Annotated in this window: 23 protein-coding genes and 1 tRNA gene; 10 read left to right on the forward strand and 14 right to left on the reverse strand. The window is 64.2% G+C overall.

The window, feature by feature from the left end; all coding sequences use genetic code 11:
* Positions 1–30: 30 nt before the first annotated feature.
* Both EV656_RS07755 and EV656_RS07760 read right to left on the reverse strand, forming a co-directional pair.
* Positions 31–690, reverse strand: a complete 660-nt coding sequence (locus EV656_RS07755; protein ID WP_132601853.1) for a response regulator transcription factor — start codon at positions 688–690, stop codon at positions 31–33.
* Positions 690–1,034, reverse strand: a complete 345-nt coding sequence (locus EV656_RS07760; RefSeq protein WP_132601856.1) for a PepSY domain-containing protein — start codon at positions 1,032–1,034, stop codon at positions 690–692. Before EV656_RS07760 ends, EV656_RS07755 begins: the two co-directional genes overlap by 1 nt.
* Before the next feature lie 160 nt (positions 1,035–1,194).
* Between EV656_RS07760 and EV656_RS07765 the strand changes: the two genes are divergently transcribed.
* The 7 genes from EV656_RS07765 (at position 1,195) to EV656_RS07795 (ending at position 7,022) form a co-directional block, all read left to right on the forward strand.
* Entirely contained in the window at positions 1,195–1,827 is a 633-nt protein-coding gene (locus tag EV656_RS07765) for a cytochrome b/b6 domain-containing protein (protein WP_132601859.1), read from the forward strand.
* A 159-nt stretch (positions 1,828–1,986) separates the two neighbouring features.
* Entirely contained in the window at positions 1,987–3,105 is a 1,119-nt protein-coding gene (locus tag EV656_RS07770) for a cytochrome b/b6 domain-containing protein (protein WP_132601862.1), read from the forward strand.
* The gene (locus tag EV656_RS07775; protein WP_132601865.1) at positions 3,102–3,491 is read left to right on the forward strand and encodes a DUF1924 domain-containing protein; all 390 of its coding nucleotides are present in this window, start codon (positions 3,102–3,104) and stop codon (positions 3,489–3,491) included. The genes EV656_RS07770 and EV656_RS07775 overlap by 4 nt, the downstream gene beginning before the upstream one ends.
* A gap of 16 nt (positions 3,492–3,507) precedes the next feature.
* Complete coding sequence (locus tag EV656_RS07780) at positions 3,508–3,948, forward strand: diheme cytochrome c (RefSeq protein ID WP_132601868.1); 441 nt, start codon at positions 3,508–3,510, stop codon at positions 3,946–3,948.
* A gap of 110 nt (positions 3,949–4,058) precedes the next feature.
* On the forward strand, positions 4,059–4,592 hold the full coding sequence (locus EV656_RS07785; RefSeq protein WP_132601871.1) for a helix-turn-helix transcriptional regulator: 534 nt from the start codon (positions 4,059–4,061) through the stop codon (positions 4,590–4,592).
* A gap of 430 nt (positions 4,593–5,022) precedes the next feature.
* Positions 5,023–5,937, forward strand: a complete 915-nt coding sequence (locus EV656_RS07790) for a hypothetical protein (RefSeq protein WP_132601874.1) — start codon at positions 5,023–5,025, stop codon at positions 5,935–5,937.
* Positions 5,928–7,022 (forward strand): PQQ-like beta-propeller repeat protein, encoded by a 1,095-nt coding sequence (locus EV656_RS07795; RefSeq protein WP_132601877.1) that lies wholly within the window; start codon positions 5,928–5,930, stop codon positions 7,020–7,022. The genes EV656_RS07790 and EV656_RS07795 overlap by 10 nt, the downstream gene beginning before the upstream one ends.
* A 64-nt stretch (positions 7,023–7,086) precedes the next feature.
* Here the strand turns inward: EV656_RS07795 and EV656_RS07800 are convergent, their stop codons facing one another.
* The 12 genes from EV656_RS07800 to iscR all read right to left on the reverse strand — a co-directional run bounded on the left by EV656_RS07800 (position 7,087) and on the right by iscR (position 17,576).
* The gene (locus tag EV656_RS07800; RefSeq protein WP_165918964.1) at positions 7,087–8,058 is read right to left on the reverse strand and encodes an ABC transporter substrate-binding protein; all 972 of its coding nucleotides are present in this window, start codon (positions 8,056–8,058) and stop codon (positions 7,087–7,089) included.
* 376 nt (positions 8,059–8,434) lie between these two features.
* Positions 8,435–8,511, reverse strand: a tRNA-Arg gene (locus EV656_RS07805).
* Between the two features lie 55 nt (positions 8,512–8,566).
* Complete coding sequence (locus EV656_RS07810) at positions 8,567–9,583, reverse strand: methyltransferase (RefSeq protein WP_132601883.1); 1,017 nt, start codon at positions 9,581–9,583, stop codon at positions 8,567–8,569.
* A gap of 95 nt (positions 9,584–9,678) precedes the next feature.
* On the reverse strand, positions 9,679–10,899 hold the full coding sequence (locus tag EV656_RS07815; RefSeq protein WP_132601886.1) for a cysteine desulfurase: 1,221 nt from the start codon (positions 10,897–10,899) through the stop codon (positions 9,679–9,681).
* Positions 10,892–11,494 carry a YIP1 family protein gene (locus EV656_RS07820; RefSeq protein WP_132601889.1) on the reverse strand — a complete coding sequence of 201 codons (603 nt, stop codon included), beginning with the start codon at positions 11,492–11,494 and terminating at the stop codon, positions 10,892–10,894. Before EV656_RS07820 ends, EV656_RS07815 begins: the two co-directional genes overlap by 8 nt.
* 23 nt (positions 11,495–11,517) lie before the next feature.
* Positions 11,518–12,009, reverse strand: a complete 492-nt coding sequence (locus EV656_RS07825) for a YIP1 family protein (RefSeq protein WP_132601892.1) — start codon at positions 12,007–12,009, stop codon at positions 11,518–11,520.
* A 2-nt stretch (positions 12,010–12,011) separates the two neighbouring features.
* Positions 12,012–13,298, reverse strand: a complete 1,287-nt coding sequence (locus EV656_RS07830; RefSeq protein WP_132601895.1) for a SufB/SufD family protein — start codon at positions 13,296–13,298, stop codon at positions 12,012–12,014.
* Positions 13,298–14,053: a Fe-S cluster assembly ATPase SufC gene (gene sufC, locus EV656_RS07835; RefSeq protein ID WP_132601898.1), complete on the reverse strand. Its 756-nt coding sequence runs from the start codon at positions 14,051–14,053 to the stop codon at positions 13,298–13,300. Before sufC ends, EV656_RS07830 begins: the two co-directional genes overlap by 1 nt.
* Positions 14,054–14,063: 10 nt before the next feature.
* Entirely contained in the window at positions 14,064–14,375 is a 312-nt protein-coding gene (locus tag EV656_RS07840) for a heavy metal-binding domain-containing protein (RefSeq protein WP_132602484.1), read from the reverse strand.
* Positions 14,376–14,403: 28 nt separating this feature from the next.
* A complete protein-coding gene (gene sufB / locus EV656_RS07845; RefSeq protein ID WP_132601901.1) occupies positions 14,404–15,942 on the reverse strand; it encodes a Fe-S cluster assembly protein SufB in 1,539 nt (512 codons plus the stop codon).
* A 40-nt stretch (positions 15,943–15,982) separates the two neighbouring features.
* On the reverse strand, positions 15,983–17,035 hold the full coding sequence (locus EV656_RS07850) for a cysteine desulfurase family protein (protein ID WP_132601904.1): 1,053 nt from the start codon (positions 17,033–17,035) through the stop codon (positions 15,983–15,985).
* 79 nt (positions 17,036–17,114) lie between these two features.
* Positions 17,115–17,576, reverse strand: coding sequence for a Fe-S cluster assembly transcriptional regulator IscR (gene iscR, locus EV656_RS07855; protein WP_132601907.1), 462 nt, complete (start codon positions 17,574–17,576; stop codon positions 17,115–17,117).
* Between the two features lie 147 nt (positions 17,577–17,723).
* On the opposite strand from iscR, the gene EV656_RS07860 reads away from it, so the two are divergent.
* The 3 genes from EV656_RS07860 to EV656_RS07870 all read left to right on the forward strand — a co-directional run bounded on the left by EV656_RS07860 (position 17,724) and on the right by EV656_RS07870 (position 19,961).
* Positions 17,724–18,380 (forward strand): alpha/beta hydrolase, encoded by a 657-nt coding sequence (locus EV656_RS07860; protein ID WP_132601910.1) that lies wholly within the window; start codon positions 17,724–17,726, stop codon positions 18,378–18,380.
* A gap of 9 nt (positions 18,381–18,389) precedes the next feature.
* Positions 18,390–18,629 (forward strand): hypothetical protein, encoded by a 240-nt coding sequence (locus EV656_RS07865; RefSeq protein ID WP_132601913.1) that lies wholly within the window; start codon positions 18,390–18,392, stop codon positions 18,627–18,629.
* 117 nt (positions 18,630–18,746) lie between these two features.
* Positions 18,747–19,961 carry an NADP-dependent isocitrate dehydrogenase gene (locus EV656_RS07870; protein WP_132601916.1) on the forward strand — a complete coding sequence of 405 codons (1,215 nt, stop codon included), beginning with the start codon at positions 18,747–18,749 and terminating at the stop codon, positions 19,959–19,961.
* The last annotated feature ends 36 nt before the right edge of the window (positions 19,962–19,997 follow it).

Below are 19,997 nucleotides of genomic sequence, written 5' to 3' on the forward strand. Positions count from 1 at the left end.
ATCACCGCCGCCGCCCCGGTCAGCGCCCTCTCACCCTGCCTCCAGATGATAGCCGAACCCGCGCCGGGTCGCGATGATCCCCGGGCCCAGTTTGCGCCGCAGACGGGCGATCACGGCCTCCAGGGCGTTGGTCTCGCGCGCGTCGTCGTCACCGTAAAGATGTTCCAGCAGTTCGGTCGGCGGTACGACCCGGTCGCGATGCAGCATCAGGTAGGCCAGCAGCCGGTATTCCAGCGCGGTGACCTGCACCGGCATACCGCGCAGCGCGACGGTCATCCGGTTGGTGTCCAGGCTGAGCGCGCCCGCCTCTTGCGTCGCCGCACCATGGCCACCCGCGCGCCGAACCAGGGCGCGGGCGCGGGCCACCAGCTCTTCCATGCGAAAGGGTTTTGGCAGGTAATCGTCGGCGCCGGCCTCGATCCCCTCCACCCGCTCTTGCCAGGTTCCCCGGGCGGTCAGCACCAGCACCGGAACCGTGCGCCCGCCCGCGCGCCAACGCTTCAGCACCGCCAACCCGTCCAGCCCCGGCAGGCCCAGATCCAGCACGACAAGGTCGTACTCCTCGGTATCGCCCAGAAACCATGCCTCTTCGCCGTCGGCGCAGGTTTCCACCCGGAACCCGGCAGCCGATAGCGCTGTCGCAAGATCGGCGGAAATGCGGGGGTCGTCCTCGACCGCAAGGGCGCGCATCAGTCGTCTCGCTCCTCGTCGTCGTCATCGTCGTATACCGGGCGGGGCGCGCGTCCGGTTGCAGCGTCCACCTCGTGTTCGACCAGCCGACCGCTCTCGGTCCGGATGTAAAGCTCATAGATCCAGCGGCCGTCCTCGCGCTCCAGCTCCAGTTCGATCACCTCGCCCGGAACATCCTGCGCTGCGGCCTTGAGGATCGCGTCGAGCGGCAGGATTCCCCCCCGCTCGCGCGCCGCACGGGCGCGGTCATGGTCGTGGTCGTGCCCATGACCGCGCCATTGATGATCCGTTTCCGCAAAGGCGGCAAGGGGAACGACTAGCAGGAGGAAAACGGCGCGGATCATGGCGCCATTGTCTACACCCGGCACCCTGACGGCAAGCTGACAGGCGGGATCAGGTCCGCGTCAGGGGCTGCGGTGCACAAGGGCGCGGTCAACGGCAGGCGGCAGACGCCGATACGGCGCACCAAACGCCGCACAAAACAAACGAAAGGTACGAACGACGATGACCGAAGCCGAGATAGAAAAGACGATCCAGGTCTGGGACCCAATCGTACGCATCGGCCACTGGGTGTTGGTGGCCGGGTTCGCAATCGCCTATCTGACCGAGGGCGAGCCCGAAGCGATCCATAGCTTTGCCGGCTATGCGATCTGCGTGGTGGTCGGGCTGCGGCTGGTCTGGGGCGTGATCGGACCGCGCCGGGCGCGCTTCTCGGATTTCGTGACCGGACCCACGCGTGCCATCGCGTATCTCAAGGGGCTTTTTTCGGGCACGGCGGAACGCCATGTCGGCCACTCCCCCGCCGGTGCCGCGATGGTGGTGGCGTTGCTGATCGCGCTGTCCGTCACCGGCTATTCCGGCATGGCCACGCTTGCCCAGGAAGAGGGGCGCGGCCCCCTGGCAGGGTCTATCCCGCAACTGTCCGAGCGCGGCGCGGCCGCATGGGGCGACGAGGACGCGCGCGAACACCACGAGGGTGAGCATGGCGAAGGGGCGTGGGAAGAGATCCACGAAACCGCCGCCAACCTGACGCTGCTGCTGATCCTGCTGCATGTGGGCGGGGTGCTGCTGGCCAGCGTGGTCCACCGCGAGAACCTGACCCGCGCCATGGTCAACGGACGCAAGCGCGCCGACTGATCCGGCGTGACAGGAAATGCCGCGCCCATCGGGGCGCGGCGAACCCCGCTGCGCCTCAGGGCAGCGCTTGCTGACAGGGAACTGACAGCCGGGATCAGGGACGCATCAGCCACCCTGTGCAAAGCCCTGGACAGACATTGAGAACTGGAGACAGGACAGATGCCCGCCGCCCCACAGCAAAAAGAGCCCCTGGTCCCGGTCTGGGACATCTGGGTGCGCCTGTTTCACTGGACGCTTGCGGCCAGCATCGCGGGCGCGGCGGCGACGGGGTTTCTGGGCGATGCCCGCTGGCTGGCGGTTCACTTGACCTGCGGGCTGAGTGCTGCCGCGCTTGTGTTGGCACGGATCGTTTGGGGGGTGTTGGGGTCGACCCATGCGCGCTTTGCCGACTTCCTGCCGCATCCGCGTGCGGTCATCGCGCATATGTTCGGGAACGGCCCGCGCCATCTGGGGCACAATCCGCTGGGGGCGCTGATGGTGCTGGCGATAATCGGGGCGATCACGGCGCTGACCGTGACCGGGCTGATCGGGCTGGGCGGCTGGCTGCGTAACGGCCCCTTTGCCGCCGATTTGGGCACCGCGGGCGGGCGGCAGGCGCTGGAATTGCACGAACTGCTTGCCTGGGCAGTGCTGGCGATGGTGGCCCTGCACCTTCCCGGCGTGTTTCACGAGCGGCACCGCCGCAGCGATCCGCTGATCCGCGCCATGCTGACCGGGCGCAAACCCGCGCGCGCAGGCGATGCGCGGGCGCACGCCGCCCAGCCGCAGGGCCAACGCGCGCTGAAGATCATCGCGATGCTGGGCGCCCTGTTGGGGCTGGCGACCGCCGGGCTGTCTGCCCGCACGGTACCGGACCTGCCCGCCCCGATGCCCCCGGTCGTCGCCGAGGAATGCGGGGCCTGCCACATGACCTTTCACCCCAGCCTTTTGCCCGCCGCGTCCTGGCACGACATGATGTCCGGCCTCGACGACCATTTCGGCGAGAATGCTGCCCTTTCCGCCGACCTGACCGCCGAGATCGAGGACTGGCTGACCGCCCATGCCGCTGAAACCGTGGAGACTGCCCCTGCCCGTCTGTTTGCCAACCCGAACCCCGAGGCACCGGGCAGCATCACCCGCACCGCGGCCTGGAAACGCCTGCACGGCGACCTGCCCGACAGTCTGTTCGCGCGCGCGCCGATCTATGCGCGCACCAACTGCATCGCCTGCCACGGCGATGCCGAAACCGGGCTGTTCAGCCCCTTTGCCCTTTCCATTCCCAAGGAGACATCCCGATGAAACGACTAGCATTGCTTGCCCTGATTGCCGCATCGCCGACCTTTGCCCAGGACACCTCCCCGGCCAAACTGATCGCCGGGTACGAGGCGCAATCCGGAAAGGCAGCCGACCCCGCCGCGGGCCGGGCGTTCTATCTGGCAGCTCACGGCACCGGCAAACCCGAAACGCCGTCCTGCACCACCTGCCACACCAAGTCGCCGAAAGCCTCGGGCCAGACCCGCGTCGGCAAGGTGATCGACCCGCTGGCCCCCTCGGCCAACCGGGCACGCTTTACCGATAGCGCGAAGGTCGAAAAATGGTTCGGCCGCAATTGCGACAGCGTTCTGGGCCGCGCCTGCACCGCTGCCGAAAAGGCCAACCTCATCGCCTGGCTCGCCAGCCTCTGACCATAGGAGAAAAGCCATGAAAGCACTTACAACCGTTGCGATTGCCTTGCTTGTCGGCGCGGCCCCTGTGCATGCGGACGGCGACTGGATCCGCCCAGTGACCCATGCCGCCACACAGGAAGAATGCGGCGCCTGCCACATGGCCTATCCGGCCGGGTTCCTGCCCGCCCGGTCCTGGTCCGCGATCATGGGCGATCTGGAAAACCATTTCGGCGAAAACGCACAGTTGGACGAGGCAACCCGCGCAGAGATCGAGGCCTATCTTGTGTCCAACGCGTCCAAGGGGTTCCGCCTTTCGGTATTCAGCACACCGCCGATCAAGATCAGCGAATTGCGCTGGTTCAAACACGAACACAGCCACGAGGTTTCCAGCGCAATGATGCGCAAGGCCAAGTCATTCTCAAACTGTGCGGCGTGCCATCGCGGCGCAGAGCAGGGCTATTTCGACGACGATTGAAACTGACCCCGCCCGGGCACCGCGATGCAAGCCGGTGCCCGGGCGCAGCCCTCTTGCCCGACCGCCTCAGGATTGGCACTCTCCAACCCGCTGACGGGAGGGGGAAAGCCATGAAGAGGGTGCCGAGAAACAAGTTTCTCGACGGATGCAGGATTTTCTGCGCGGGGTTCTTTCTTTGGGATATCGTTGACGATCTCGTCAAACTGCAACCCAGCGTCCTGTCCTACTCCGACATCGTGCACATGACGATCGAGGCACTGGCGGTTGCGGTGCTGCTGTTCAGCTTGCGCGTCAGCTATCAACGCGAACATGTGCTGCGCCGCATCGGCCACGACAAGGACCGCACGCTGTCGGCGCTGCGGGACTGCTTCGACTCCCTGCTGCGCGAACGCTTTGCCGAATGGGAGTTGTCCGCCGCCGAGAGCGATGTGGCGCTGCTGGCGTTTCGCGGGTTGCGCATCGGTGAAATCGCCGCCGCGCGCGGCACCCGCGAGGGCACCGTGAAGGCGCAACTAAGCTCGGTTTTTCGCAAGGCCGGGGTCGCGACACGGGCCGAATTCATGTCTCTCTTTATAGAGGACTTTCTTGATCTGAGCACGACCCATGAGGGTGGAACTAATACAACTCTTAAAACCGCCACCTGAAACCACCCTTTGGAATGCCGGTGACAGGCGGAATTGCACTTTGGTTTATGCGCCATTCCGCGCCTGAATTGCTGCGCTGCAAAAAAATTGCCGCGCGACAGCGAAAGGCGACAGATCCACAGAAATCTTTTTAATTACAAAGCTTTGTGTTTTTACCTGCTTGAAATACATAATTCAGGACGCATTTTCAGCCCCACAAAAAATTGCGCGTGCAGCATTCCCCGGCCAAATTCAACATCTTTGTCGCATATTTTATTATTATTTGTTTCCATATGATTAGGGGCAACTTTTCATCACAACAAACCCAAACCCAAGCAAACTTGACAGGCAACTCACAAATTTCTTTCAAATCATTCCAAGCACGCAGGGGGAGCGCGTGCCTGCCTTTCAGGCTTTCGAAAAAAACTTTCGGATTATGAGGGAGGATGACATGACTTATCGTATCTCGCGCATCACGCGCTTCTTGCCGAGCCTTGCATTCGGCGTGGCCGTAACCTTGTCGGGCGCCGCGCTGGCCGACCCAGAGGACGGCGATGCCTACGACGATGACGACCATGAGGAAAGCATGCCGATGACGCTCTCCGAGCGGCTGGTGCGCGACATTCGCGAAGGCAATCTCGGCGCCGAGGCCGACGACATGGTCGTCGAAGAGCTGATCCTCAAGCGCAACCTGCCGATCCCCTATAGCTATATCGACACGCTGATGCACACGCCCAATGCATTCGGCCCCGGTCCGGCCTGTGTGGTGTGCCATTCCACCAACGACCCGGCAAGCAGCTATCGCGGGTTGGATCTGTCCACCTGCGAGGGGGTTCTCGCCGGCTCGACCGAAGAACCGGCACGCCCGATCATTCGCCCTGGCGAAGACCCCAAGCACGATCCGCTGGGCCGCCGGCTGCGCAACAACCGCATGCCACTGGGCACCAGCTTCCACCAGGCGCCGGATGCCGACAACATCGCACTGATCGAAGACTGGATCCTGAGCGGCGCGCCCAACGATGCGCATTTCAACGAGAACGTCCTGCCGCTCTTTGCGACCGAAAGCGCCTTTGTCGAGGATTCTCCGGCCTGCACCGATTGCCACATGTCGAACCAGGAACCGCCGAGCTTTCATGAAATGGACCTGACCTCGTTCGAGGGCATCATGCTGGGGGCGGATTCGGTGGCCAAGGGCGTCGAGAACGCGACCAAGATCGTGATCCCCGGCGACCCGGCGGCCAGCCCGATCCTGCAGCATCTGACAGAAAACCGGATGCCCCCGGGGATCAGCCCGGTCGAGGACCGCGATCACCCCAACACGCGCATCCTGTTCGCCTGGGTGCGGCAAGGGGCGTCGTGCGACTGAGCCGGCGCAGCCTGCTGCTGGGGCTGCCGCTGTCGCTGGCCGCCCCCGCGGTGCTGGCCCGAGGGGGGCCGCCAGGCCCCGCCCACCTGCACCGTTGGCAGACCGCCGATACCCGGCTGGGGCCGCCTGCCCTGGCCGGGACCGGCGATGTGATCGTCGCGGGCGCGGCCCTGGTGGGCAGTATCGCGCCCGGCGCGGACACACCGCGCTGGCAGCTGCCCCACATGCTGCCCGGCGGCGCGGTGTTCCGGCCCCGCACAGCACAGCGACGGGTTGTCGTCGGGGCGCGCGGCGGGCTGGTCTGCCTGGATCAGAACGACGGCACCGAAATCTGGCGCGCGCCCGCCGAGATCGAGATCGGCGTCCCCGCGCTCGCCCCCGGGCTGGTTGTTCATGGCGACGGCCACCGGATCGTTGCCCGCGATCTGCAAACCGGCGCGGTGCTTTGGCGGTATGACACGGTTCCTGACACGCGGGCCAGCTATGCGCCCTGCGTTCTGGGCGACCGGGTCTTTGTCGGACCGGGCGACGGCCAGCTTTACGCGCTGCGTCTGGCGGACGGGCGCCCGGACTGGATGCTGAACCTGCGGGGGCGCGCGCAATATCTGCGCCAGATCCACGCGGGCCAGGGGCTGCTTGTGGCCGGCAGTTACAGGGAACAGCTTTTCGGGATCGACCCGGCAGATGGGCGCATCTTGTGGGAATTCGTCGCGGGAAATTTCATCAACTCGCACCATGTCGTGGACGGCTTGGCCTGCCTGTGGTCGCCCACTGGCTGGATCTATGCCATCGACATCCATACCGGCGCCGTGCGCTGGCGCCATCGTACAACCGACTATTACCTGCCCGGCGGCAATGACTGGGCCCCGTTGATGGCCGAACTGGCCAGCGCCGAGGGGCGGCTTTACACCCTTGACCTGCGGGCGATGCTGCGCGTGCTGGACCTGCGCAACGGGCAGATGATCGCCGCGATGCAGGTGCCCGGCCGCGTACGCCACGCGCTGCTGCCGTTGGGGGGCGGTCAGGTTGCGCTGCCCATGAACGACGGCAGCCTCTTGTTCGCGGGATTGCCAGAGGGCGGCTGAGGCCATGCGCACGAACGCACGGCTCGCGGGTCGCCATCGCCAAAACGACAAATCCGCATCAGAATCAATCGGGCCGGGTGATCTCTTTCAATATGTCGCTTGCGCGAAACGCCCCCGAGGGGATGACACATTCCAGGGTTTCATACCGATTGCACGACCAGCGGGTGATGGGCTGGTACAGATAAGGCGGAAAGTTCTCCACCTGAAGTGCCAAGGAACTGCGCTCTATGTTTCGCATGACTGCGGCCTCAGACACGCCCTGATCCTCGGCAATCGCGGTCACGACCTCCTCGGGGTTGGTGTAGAGCAGATCCTCGGCGGCCAGCAGCCCCTCCAGATAGGCGCGGATCTGCGCGCGGTCCCGGTTCAGGTACCGCTCTTGCGAAACCAGAAGCAACGCCTCGGAAAAGTAATCGTCCGATGGCAGAACGTGGAACCTGTCGGGATCCGACGCAACGATGCGATCCAGGAACGGCGACCAGATGATGGCCGTCGCGATGCGCTCTTGGCGCAGGGCCGCTGCCATTTCCCCGGGCGGCATGGGCACGACTGTCGGTTGCGCATCGCCCAGGTCACGAGAGTCGAGGATGAAATCCAGCAAAGGCTCTGCCACGCTTCCGGGCATCAGGCCGATCGGATGCAACACGATATCCGCGTAGGTTTCGACCCCCTGCGCCCTGTCCGCGACCACGATATCCAGGCCGCTGATGTAGGACAGGCGTGCCACGACAACCAATCTTTCCGCGTCGGGCACCGCGTCGTGCTGCTGTTGCAGGGCACTTTCGACAAAGGTCATCAGCGGCATGGTCGCCAATTTCGCCCGACCCTCTGCCAGGGCGGCAACCCCCCCTCGCGGACGTGTGGTGTAGAAGATGATCGGGGATGGCCAACTGCCCTTGTGCAGGTGCAGAGCGTCGGCAACGATATTGTGCACATCCCCGGCATAGGGCACCAGTGCAACGCGCAGCGGGAGCGGCGGATGCGGGCTGCCCAACGGCTTCGCCTGCGTGCCCCCCAACACCAGGGCAGCGAACACCGCGCCCGCCAAAATGGCACGCCTGGCAGTTGTCCAGCGCCCTCTGTCGGTCGTCATGGCGAAGATGTGCGCACGCGCCATCGAATATCCCTCACTCCCGGTGTGCTGAGCCTAAAGCCCATCCCAAGACACGCCAAACCTCTCTTGGTCGTTGGCGCGAATACGACCTCCGCCGGAGGCCGAAAGGGTGAGATAAACGTATCACATTCAGCCTAAAGTAGAAAGCGGCACACACACCGCGCGATTGACCGGGATGATCCGCGGGCAGGCGCAACGCGCGACCAATCCACAGACCGGGTCGCGCAAGGCCGCAGTATCTGTCTTGGGGAACGCGAACGGGGCCGAAACACCCAACGCGTTGAAAAGGCTGGTGGGGTGGCGCACCCGATAGGATTCGAACCTATGGCCTCTGCCTTCGGAGGGCAGCGCTCTATCCAGCTGAGCTACGGGTGCCTGTTCGCGCGGTATAGGCGAAAGCCTTGGGGGGCGCAAACGATTCTGGGACGGGTCAGCCCGGCTTGCGGCCAGTGGCCAGCATCGTCATCTCGGGGATCATTTCGGTGACCTCCACGCTTTCCAGCCCCGCGTCTTGCAGGGCGTCGCGCAGCCAGGCCTCGTCCAGGGAACGGGCGCGCGGCGTAAAGGCGGTGTGTTGCAACTGCCAGAGCGCGGCCAGTTTCGGGCCGGTCCGGTCGGCCTTGACGACGAAATCGTGGATCATCAGCCGCCCTCCGGGCGCCAGATGTGCGACCGCGCGGGCGATCAGGCCCTCGTGGGTTTCACCGGGAACGCCTGAAAACAGGTAGGACATCAGGATGCTGTCCTGTCCGGTGGGCCAGTCAGCCTCCAGCGCGTTTCCCTCGACATAGACGATCCGGTCCGACAGGCCCGCCTGCGCGATGTAGTCCCGCCCCAGTGCCGCGACGTTAGGAAAATCGACGATGGTGGCGGTCATCTCGGGGCATGCCTGACACAGCGTGATGGCAAAGGCGCCGGTGCCGCCGCCCACATCCAGCAGCGTCCGCACCCCGGACAGGTCGACCCGTTTCAGCAATTGCCGCGCCGGCCCCAAGGACCCGGCATGCTGCGAGGCCGAGTAAAGCCGGGCCTCTTCGGGGTCGGAGAACCATTCCGCATAAGAGGCCGTGGCCTCGGGCGGCAGGCGGCCGGTCAGCGCGTCGTCGATCTGGTCCAGCAGCCCGTACATCTGTTGGCCGACCTGCAGCCGCAGATAATCGCCGAAATCGTATTTCGCCCCCTTCACCAGAAACGCCTCTGCCGCGGGGGAATTGGCGAACCGCCCGTCCTGCGCAACCACCAGGCCCATTCCCGCCAGGGCGGTCAGTAGCGTTTCGGCCCGGTCGGCATCCAGGGGCGCGTGGGTCGCCAGTTCTGCCGGGGTAAGCGCCCCCTGCTGCGACAGCGTGGTGAAAACCCCTGCCCCAAGCGCCGCGAAAAGCGCTTTGGAGCCCATGAAACCGAAGGCGATGTCGGAAATCTGGTCGGCGGTGGTCAGCGGATGCATGCAGGGCCTCTTTGCTGGTCCGGGTCACCCCGTCCTAGCAAAGGGCACGGCGAAAGGCCAGAAAACGACGCGAGATGTCGCTTTCGGTGCGGCCCTCAGGCGAACAGGTCGTGGCACAGTTCCAGCGCCTCGACCAGTTTGTCCGCCTCTTCGCGGGTGTTGTACATCGCGAAAGAGGCGCGGCAGGTCGCCGATACCCCCAGATGCGCCATAAGGGGCCCGGCGCAATGCTGGCCTGCGCGCACCGCCACGCCCTTCTTGTCCAGTACGGTGGAAATGTCATGGGCGTGGGCCGGCCCCTCCAGCGTGAAGGAGAAGATCGCGCCGCGGTGGTCGGCCTGGCCCTGTACCTGCAGCCAGTTCAGCCCCGACAGGCGCTGCATCGCATAGGCGGTCAGGTCGCGTTCGTGCGCGGCGATGGCCTGCATCCCGATGCCCATCATGTAGTCCAGCGCCACGCCCAGCCCGATCTGCTGAACGATACCCGGCGTGCCGGCCTCGAACTTCATGGGCGGGTCGTTGTAGATCACGCGGTCGCGGTGCACCTCGCGGATCATGTCGCCGCCACCGATGAAGGGGCGCATTTCCGCCTGCCGCTCCTTGCGGATATAGATCCCGCCGGACCCGGAGGGGCCATAGAGCTTGTGCCCGGTGATAGCGTAGAAATCCGCGCCGATCTCTTCCATGTTCAGGGGCATGTGCACCGCGGCCTGGCTGCCATCGACTAGCACGGGAACGCCCTTGTCATGCGCCCCTTTCACGATGGCGGACACGTCTACCACCGTTCCCAGCACGTTGGACATATGCGTGACGGCAACCAGTTTCGTCTTTGGCCCGATCGCGTCGATCACCGCCTGGGGATCCAGGTTGCCCTTGGCATCCACATCCACCCATTTTAGCACCACTCCCTGACGTTCGCGCAGGAAATGCCAGGGCACGATATTGGCGTGGTGTTCCATCACCGACAGGACGATCTCGTCGCCCGCTTCCAGCCGCGGGGCGGCCCAGCCGTAGGACACCAGGTTGATCCCCTCTGTCGCGCCAGAGGTAAAGACGATTTCATTCTCGTCCCGCGCGCCCAGGAACCGGGCAATGGTGCCGCGCACGGCCTCATACTTCTCGGTCGCGATGTTCGAAAGGGTGTGCAAACCCCTGTGAACATTTGCATATTCATCGGCATAGGCGCGGGTGATCGCGTCGATCACCACCTGCGGTTTCTGCGCCGAGGCACCATTGTCCAGATAGACCAGGGGTTTGCCGTTCACCTCACGACCGAGAATGGGAAAATCGGCCCGGATCGCGTCCACGTCAAACATCGGGAAGGGCTCCTTGCAGGGTGATGCCCAGCAGCGACATCAGAATGCTGACGGCAAAGACGATTGCGACCATCGACACTAGGATGCCGAAGAAGGTTCCCACCGCGGAGGTGAACCCATGCAGAACCGTCACGAAATTGCTGAGAAGCCAAAAGAAAAGGCCGATCCCCAGCACGCCGATCAACCCCGCCACCGGGGGCAGAACAAGCAGGAAAACCGTCTGCGCGACCTGCAGCAGCGTCATAATGAACTGCAGCCAGACGGTCAGCGCCAGCGCGCCGGCGAAATCGCCCTTGCCGCCCATGGCGCGGCCAATGAAATGGATCGCATAGACCGTCACGACCAGCAATCCGCCCTGCACGACCGCCGTGAACATCGGGTTGGCGGCAAAGACCGGCACCAGCGGATCGACCGGCGCAGGCACCAGCAATTCACCCAGCGAGGTCAGCAGAACGCTGACGACGACCACCAGCACCAGCGCCTGCCACAGCAGACCCTCTGGAACACGCAGCGACAGCACGCGGCGCGCCCCCTCGCGGGGGTCGCGCACCGTTTGGCTGGCAAGCTGAAGGAACGGGGTCAGGCTGGCGCTCATCGGATGTTCTCTCTTGGGCGGGATCAGGTACGGCCGAGCCCTTCGGCCTCGGCCAGAGACAACAACCAGATCGCGAGGAACGCAACCCAAACAAGGACGCCGACCAGGTTCAACGCGGCCCCTGCCCCCAGAAACCCGGCAACCAGCCCATGCAGCAGCCCCAGCGGCGCCGTGCACAAAAGCGCCCAGAACAGCGCGAGGCGCGCCCCGAACCAGCTCCCGGTGCCGCCGACCATCCGCGCGAACAAATGGCTGAAGGCCGCCAGCCCGTAAAAGAACAGCGGCATCAGGAACAGCCAGACGAACAGGGCGGAGCCCAGCAACGCCTGCAGCGGAATGCTGTCGTCGAAATGCGCCTGCCGTACCAGCCGGGGCCACTGCGCCACAAAGATCAGCGCGCAGGCCAGCATGACAAAGACGATGGCCCGATCCTCGCGCGGGCCGCCAGCCAACAAACGGCGGATCGTGACGCGCGGGGCACGCCACGTCGCCACGATATCAAGGGTCAGGGACATCGCTACCCCCGGTGCCGCGACAGCCAGCGGCTCAGGCGTTCGACGATCTCTTCGCGGATCTCTGCGGACTCGATCTCTTCGATGGCCTCGGCCAGGAAGGACAGCACCATCAGATCCACCGCCTCGGACTTGGGCACCCCGCGCGAGCGCAGGTAGAACAGCGCCGTTTCGTCGATCGCCCCCGAGGTCGAGCCGTGCGAACAGGCCACATCATCGGCGTAGATTTCCAGTTCGGGCTTGGCCAGAAACTGGCTGTCGTCGTCCAGCAGCAGCGATTGCGATATCTGATAGCCGTCGGTTTTCTGCGCGCCGGGCTGGACCAGGATCTTGCCCTGGAAAACCCCGGTCGCGCCGTTCTTCAGAACCTTTTTGAAGACCTGGCGGCTTTCGCAATTCTCGGCATCGTGGGTGATGAACACGGTATCGTCGTGCAGAAAATCTCCGTCACCCAGGCAGGCACCGGCCACATGGGCCACGCCGTTGTCGCCGGTCATGTCGATGATGCACTCGTTGCGGGTCAGCGCGCCGTTCACGGTCATGGTAAAGGACTTGAACAGGCTTTCAGCACCCAGCCGGGCAAAGATATGCGTAACCGCGCGGCGGTCGTGATCGCGACCTTGGGCACGGACATGGTGGAACGCACCGCCATCGGCGACATCCACCTCCATCACCTTGTTGAACCGCGCCGCCGCCGGTCCGTTTTCCAGAACGGTCAGATCGGCGCCGGATTCCACCTTGATAACATGATGCAGAATCGCATCCGAAGTCTCTGATTCATGGAAATAAACCAGGTTTACCGGCTTTTCGGCCTTGCCCGTTGCGCGGATCAGGACACCATCGGTGGCATAGGCCGTGTTCAGCGCGGCCAGGGGGCGTTCCACCGGCTCGTGGCCCTGGGCCTCCAGTGTGCCGTAGAGATCGGCCGCCCAATGGATATCCTGTTCCTGCGCCTCGGCCAGGCGTGTGATCTCGACCCCGGCTAGCGCCGGGTCGTCGGACGCGGCCGCATCGAACACCCCATCGACGAACACCAGGCGCACCCGGTCCATCTGGTCGAACACCTGCGTCTTTTGCCGGGCGTGATGGGTCGAGGGCACGGGATCGGCCGCAACCAGATCTGCCGGATTGGTAAAGCGCCAGTATTCATCCCGGCGCCCGGGCAGGCCCATCGTTTCCACCCGCGCCAGCGCGGCGGCGCGGGGCAGCGCGCTCCAGCCCGGCGCCTCGGGCATGGACAGGCGCGCCAGCCGGTCCTCGGTCGCGGTCAGCTTTGCTTGCGGCAGCGCCATTACGCGGCCTCCTCGATCATGTTGGCATAGCCGTTCTTCTCGACCTCAAGGGCCAGTTCGGGGCCGCCGGTCTTGATGATGCGGCCATTGACCATGATGTGCACGACATCGGGCACGATGTGGTCCAGCAGGCGCTGATAATGGGTGATGACCAGGAAACCGCGATCAGGGCTGCGCATGGCGTTCACGCCGTCGGCCACCAGTTTCATCGCGTCCACGTCCAGGCCCGAGTCGGTCTCGTCCAGGATGCAGACCTTGGGTTCCAGCATGGCCATCTGCAGGATCTCGTTGCGCTTCTTCTCGCCGCCCGAAAAGCCCATGTTGACCGGGCGTTTCAGCATTTCGGCGTCGATCTTCAGATCCTTGGCCTTGGCGCGCACCTCTTTCAGGAAGGTCGCGGCATCCATTTCTTCCTGCCCGCGCGCCTTGCGCTGTGCATTCACCGCCGTCCGCAGGAAGGTCATGTTGCCAACGCCGGGGATTTCCACCGGATACTGAAAGGCCAGGAACAGGCCGGCGGCGGCGCGTTCCTCGGGCTCCATCTCTAGGATATCCGCGCCCGCCAGCGTGGCCGCGCCCTCGGTCACCTCATAACCGCCGCGGCCCGCCAGTACGTAGGACAGCGTCGACTTGCCCGAGCCGTTCGGCCCCATGATCGCATGCACCTTGCCCGCCTCGACGGTCAGGTCCAGACCCTTCAGGATTTCCTTGCCTTCTTCCTCAAGAGAGGCTTTCAAGTTTTTGATTTCCAGCATGTTCTTTTCCTTACGTAATCGTGACGGCCGTGCCCGAGGCCGACACCATCAGCATGTTGTTGATGACTTCGTAATCCAGATCGACGCCGACCACTGCATTGCCGCCCATGGCCTGGGCGCGGCTTTCCAGTTCGCCCAAGGCGGTTTGGCGCGCCTCCATCAAGGAGCTTTCATAGGCACTGGACCGCCCGCCGATGATGTCGGTGATCCCGGCGAAGATGTCGCGGAACACATTGGCGCCAAGGATGGCCTCGCCCACGACGACGCCGTGATAGGCGGTGATGGTCTTGCCCTCGATGCTGGGGGTGGTGGTCACGATCATGGTCTGTTTCTCCCAGGGGTTCATGGCCTCAGCCCACCGAGCCTTCCAGGCTGATGGCAACCAGTTGCTGCGCCTCCATGGCGAATTCCATCGGCAGGGCCTGCAGCACCTCTTTGCAGAAGCCGTTGACGACCAGGGCCACGGCCTCTTCCTCGTCCATGCCGCGCGAACGGCAGTAGAACAGCTGGTCGTCATCCACCTTGGACGTGGTCGCCTCATGCTCCACGCGGGAGGAGTTGTTGCGCACCTCGATATAGGGAACGGTGTGCGCCCCGCACTTGTCGCCAATCAGCAGGCTGTCGCACTGGGTGTAGTTGCGGCTGTTCTTGGCCTTGGGGTGCATGCTGACCAGACCGCGATAGGTGTTCTGGGCCTGGCCCGCGCTGATCCCCTTGGACACGATGCGCGAGCGGGTGTTCTTGCCCAGATGCACCATCTTGGTGCCGGTATCGGCCTGCTGCCAGTTGTTGGTGATGGCGATGGAATAGAATTCGCCCTGGCTGTCATCGCCCCGCAGGATGCAGGACGGGTATTTCCACGTCACCGCCGAGCCAGTTTCAACCTGCGTCCACATCACCTTGGACCGCGGCCCGCGGCAATCGGCACGCTTGGTGACGAAATTATAGATGCCGCCGCGCCCCTCTTCGTCGCCGGGGAACCAGTTCTGCACGGTGGAATATTTCACCTCGGCATCGTCCAGCACGACTATTTCCACCACCGCGGCGTGCAACTGTGCCTCGTCACGCTGCGGGGCAGTGCAGCCCTCCAGATAGCTGACATAGGCCTCTTTATCCGCGATGATCAGCGTGCGTTCGAACTGGCCGGTGTTTTCCGCGTTGATGCGGAAATAGGTGGACAGTTCCATCGGACAGCGCACCCCCGGCGGCACGTAGACGAAAGAGCCGTCAGAGAATACCGCAGAGTTCAGCGTCGCATAGAAATTGTCCGTCTGCGGCACGACCGAGCCGAGGTATTTCTTGACCAGTTCGGGATGCTTCTGGATCGCCTCGGAGATCGAGCAGAAGATGACGCCGGCAGACTCCAGCTCCTTCTGGAAGGTGGTGCCGACGCTGACCGAGTCGAACACCGCGTCCACGGCAACCTTGCGGCCCTCGGCGGGGGCCTCTTCCGCCCCCTCGACCCCGGCCAGGATCATCTGCTCTTTCAGCGGGATTCCCAGTTTCTGATAGGTTTCCAACAGCTTGGGGTCGACCTCGTCCAGCGACTTGGGCTTTTCCTCCATGCTCTTGGGGCGGGCATAGTAATACTGTTTTTGGAAGTCGATTTCCGGGTACTCGACCATCGCCCAGTCGGGCTCTTCCATCTGCTGCCAGCGGCGGAACGCCTCCAGCCGCCAGTCGGTCATCCACTCGGGTTCGTTGTTCTTGGCCGAGATCAGGCGCACGATATCTTCGGTCAGCCCCATCGGGGCGTATTCCATCTCGATCTCGGTTTCCCAGCCGTATTTATACTTTCCGGCCATGGACTGGACGGTTTCGACCGTTTCCCGGTCGACGCCCTCGCGGATCTCGCTGTCCTTCACATCGGCCTTGTCGAACGCCGCCATGTCTTTCGCCTTTCGTTTCCGCCCGCGCAGGGCAAATCATCTATCGGGCCGCCCGGCCCCTGAATTTCCGCTCCGCCGCCAGCCATCGTTCGGCAAAGCGCATGATCTCTTCCTCGGTCGTGTCGGGCCCGATCGAGACCCGCACCGCCGAGGCCGCCGCCACCGCATCCAGGCCCATCGCCCGCAGCACGCGACTTTCGCGCAACTTGCCCGAGGAACAGGCAGACCCCGCCGATATCGCGACCCCGGCCAGGTCCATCTGCATCACCTGTGTCTCACCCTTCCAGCCCGGGGTGACGAAGCACGAGGTGTTGGGCAACCTATGCGCGCCTTTCCCGACAAAAATAGTATTATTAGCGCCAGCCTCAATGGTATTTTCTAGAATATTTCTAAGTTGCGCAACTTTTGACCACTTTCCAGCGGCAAGTTCCTTTGCGGTAGCCTCTGCTGCAGCGCCAAAGCCCGCGATTCCCACAATGTTCTCTGTTCCGGCCCGGCGCCCCATCTCTTGCCCGCCACCGCGAATCTGCGCCGGCAGGTCGATTCCACGCCGCAGCACAAGCGCGCCGATCCCCTTGGGGCCGCCCAGTTTGTGCGCCGAGATCAGCGCCATCTCCGCCCCCAGCCAGTTGAAGGCGACCGGCAGCTTGCCGAACCCCTGGGTCATGTCGCAGACTGCCAATCCCTCGGGAATGTCCTGGATGACGCCGGTTTCGGAATTGGCCAATTGCAACGCGCTCTGCGCCGGATCGGCGACCGAAACGCCGCCCAGATCGTCCACCGGCAGGCAGGGGTCGACCCAGGCCGCCACCGCGTCATGCTCGATATCGCCGGCCAACAGCCCGCGCCCCGCACAAGCCAGGGCCGCCGCCTCGCTCGCCCCCGAGGTAAAGACGATTTCCGCCCCTTCGGCCCCAAGCGCCGCCGCCACCTGCGCGCGCGCCTTTTCAACCAGCGCCCGGGCTGCGCGCCCCTCCGCATGCACGCTGGAGGGATTGCCGACCACGTCCATCGCCGCGGTCATCGCGGCGCGCGCCTCGGGCCGCAGCGGCGCCGTTGCGTTCCAGTCCAGATAGATGCGCCCCGGCTTCATCCGTCCACCCCTTCCTGCTTTGGGGGAAAATATCCCGGGGGAATCCGCGGGCCCCGCCCGCGAACGGGGGCAGCGCCCCCTAGCCCTCGTCGACGACCTCGAACAGCGCTGGCACCGCCGGACAGGGCGCCAGCCCGTTCCCGGTCACGTCCGACAGCCGCGCCTGGTGCAGAAAGACATAGACATGTGCGCTCAGCCCCTCCCACAGGCGATTGGTCAGGGATTGCGCCTTGGTCCCGGATGTCCCGCCCGAGGCCCCCGCCCCGGTATGCATCGCGCTGACGGTTTCATCCACCGCACCCAACACCTCGGCCACGCGGATGTCGGCGGGCAGGCGGGCCAGGCGATACCCGCCCCCCGGGCCGCGCACCGATTCCACCAGGCCCGCCCGGCGCAGCTTGACGAAAAGCTGTTCCAGGTAGGGCAAAGAGATCTGCTGCCGCCGCGAGATTTCGGCAAGCGACACCAGTTCCTCCGGCGGTTGCAGGGCGAGGTCCACCAGCGCGACCATCGCGTAGCGCCCCTTAGTGCTGAGTTTCATCGCTGAATTCCGCAAATGGTTGACGGGATGCGACCGGGTCATTACCTCGGATACACTCCGGTTGCGGCCCGTCGCCGGCACCGGGTCTCTTATTCAGCCCCGGCGATTCCGTCAAGAATCGCTCGCCCCGCCAGTGAGAAGACATATATGCCCGAGGTTATCTTTCCCGGTCCCGACGGCCGCCTCGAAGGTCGCTACCACGCCCATGCCGACCAACGAGATGCGCCGATCGCCATTATCCTGCATCCCCACCCGCAATTTGGCGGGACGATGAACAACAGGGTCGTCTACAACCTGCACTATGCGTTTCACGGTCTGGGCTTCAATGTGCTGCGGTTCAATTTCCGCGGCGTCGGCCGCAGCCAGGGGGAATACGATCAGGGCGTGGGCGAACTCAGCGATGCGGCCGCCGCCCTCGATTATCTGCAGTCGATGAACCAGAACGCCAAGCATTGCTGGGTTGCCGGCTTTTCCTTCGGCGCCTGGATCGGCATGCAGTTGCTGATGCGGCGGCCCGACATCACCGGCTTTGTCTCTGTCAGCCCGCCGGCCAACATGTACGACTTTTCCTTCCTTGCCCCCTGCCCCAGTTCGGGCCTGATCATCAACGGCACCGCCGACCGCGTGGCGCCCCCGGCCGACACCCGGACCCTGGTGGACAAGCTGCACGAGCAGAAGGGCATCACCATCACCCACGAGGAAATCGAGGGCGCCGACCACTTCTTCCAGGATCCGCATATGGACCCGATGATCGAGCATGTCTCGACCTACGTGAAGCGGCGCCTGACCGAAGGCACGCGCTAGGGGGCGGCGATGGGCGTCCTTGAAGACCTGGCCGACGATCTGGCCCAAGACACGCTGGCGGCGGTCGAGGAGACCGGCGACGAAAAGCTGATAAAGGCCGTCGCCGATGCAATCGGCGCGTCCTCTCCCACTACGCAAGAGGCATTCCTGACCGCCGTGCGCATTCGTACCGCCGCCGCACGTGGGCGCAAGACGCTGGAGGATCGGCTGGCCCGCGCCCGGCAGGGCAACGCCCCGGCGCAGGGATAAGCCGACCACCGGGCGGGCTTCCATGGTATGCCTTTGCATACCATCTTCCCCCCTGCCCCGCTTTACGCTATCACGCGGATCAAACCGCGATTCACGCGCCATAACGAGGGGCTGCCCATGTCGAAGATCAAAGTCGAAAACCCCGTCGTCGAGCTTGACGGCGACGAGATGACCCGGATCATCTGGGACTTCATCAAGAAGAAGCTGATCCTGCCCTACCTGGACGTGGACCTGCTGTATTACGACCTCGGCATCGAGGAACGGGACCGCACCGACGACCAGATCACCGTGGATGCGGCCGAAAAGATCAAGGAAGTCGGCGTCGGCGTGAAATGCGCCACGATCACCCCCGACGAAGCCCGGGTCGAGGAATTCGGCCTGAAAAAGATGTGGCGCAGCCCCAACGGCACGATCCGCAACATCCTGGGCGGCGTGGTGTTCCGCGCCCCGATCATCTGCAACAACGTGCCGCGTCTGGTCCCCGGCTGGACCAAGCCCATCGTGATCGGCCGCCACGCCTTTGGCGACCAGTACCGCGCCACGGACATGAAATTCCCCGGCCCCGGCACCCTGTCGATGAAATTCGTTGGCGAGGACGGCACCGTGATCGAGGAAGAGGTGTTCAAGGCGCCCTCCTCGGGCATCTACATGGGCATGTACAACTTGGACGAGTCGATCAAGGATTTCGCCCGTGCGTCCATGAACTATGCGCTGTCGATGGGTTGGCCGCTGTACCTGTCGACCAAGAACACCATCCTGAAACAGTATGACGGTCAGTTCATGCTGCTGTTCCAGCAGGTGTTCGACGAGGAATTCGCCGACAAGTTCAAAGAGGCCGGGATCACCTACGAACACCGCCTGATCGACGACATGGTCGCCTGCGCGATGAAGTGGAACGGCGGCTTTGTCTGGGCCTGCAAAAACTACGATGGCGACGTGCAGTCGGATACCGTGGCGCAGGGCTTCGGCAGCCTCGGCCTGATGACCAGCCAGCTGATGACCCCGGACGGCAAGATCGTCGAATCCGAGGCCGCGCACGGCACCGTCACCCGCCACTACCGCCAGCACCAAAAGGGCGAGGCGACCTCGACCAACTCCATCGCGTCGATCTTTGCCTGGACCGGCGGGCTGAAGCATCGCGCCAAGCTGGACGGCAACGACCAGCTGAAGCATTTCGCAGAGACGCTGGAAAAGGTCGTGGTGGAAACCGTGGAATCGGGCTCCATGACCAAGGACCTGGCCCTGCTGGTCGGCCCCGATCAGAAATGGCTGACCACCATGGGCTTCCTTGAAAAGGTGGACGAGAACCTGAACAAGGCCCTGGGCGCGTAACGCCGCGCATCACCGGAATCGAAAGGGCCGGCCCAT

Source organism: Rhodovulum adriaticum, from assembly GCF_004345735.1.
In the GTDB taxonomy this organism is placed as follows: Bacteria; Pseudomonadota; Alphaproteobacteria; order Rhodobacterales; family Rhodobacteraceae; genus Rhodovulum; species Rhodovulum adriaticum.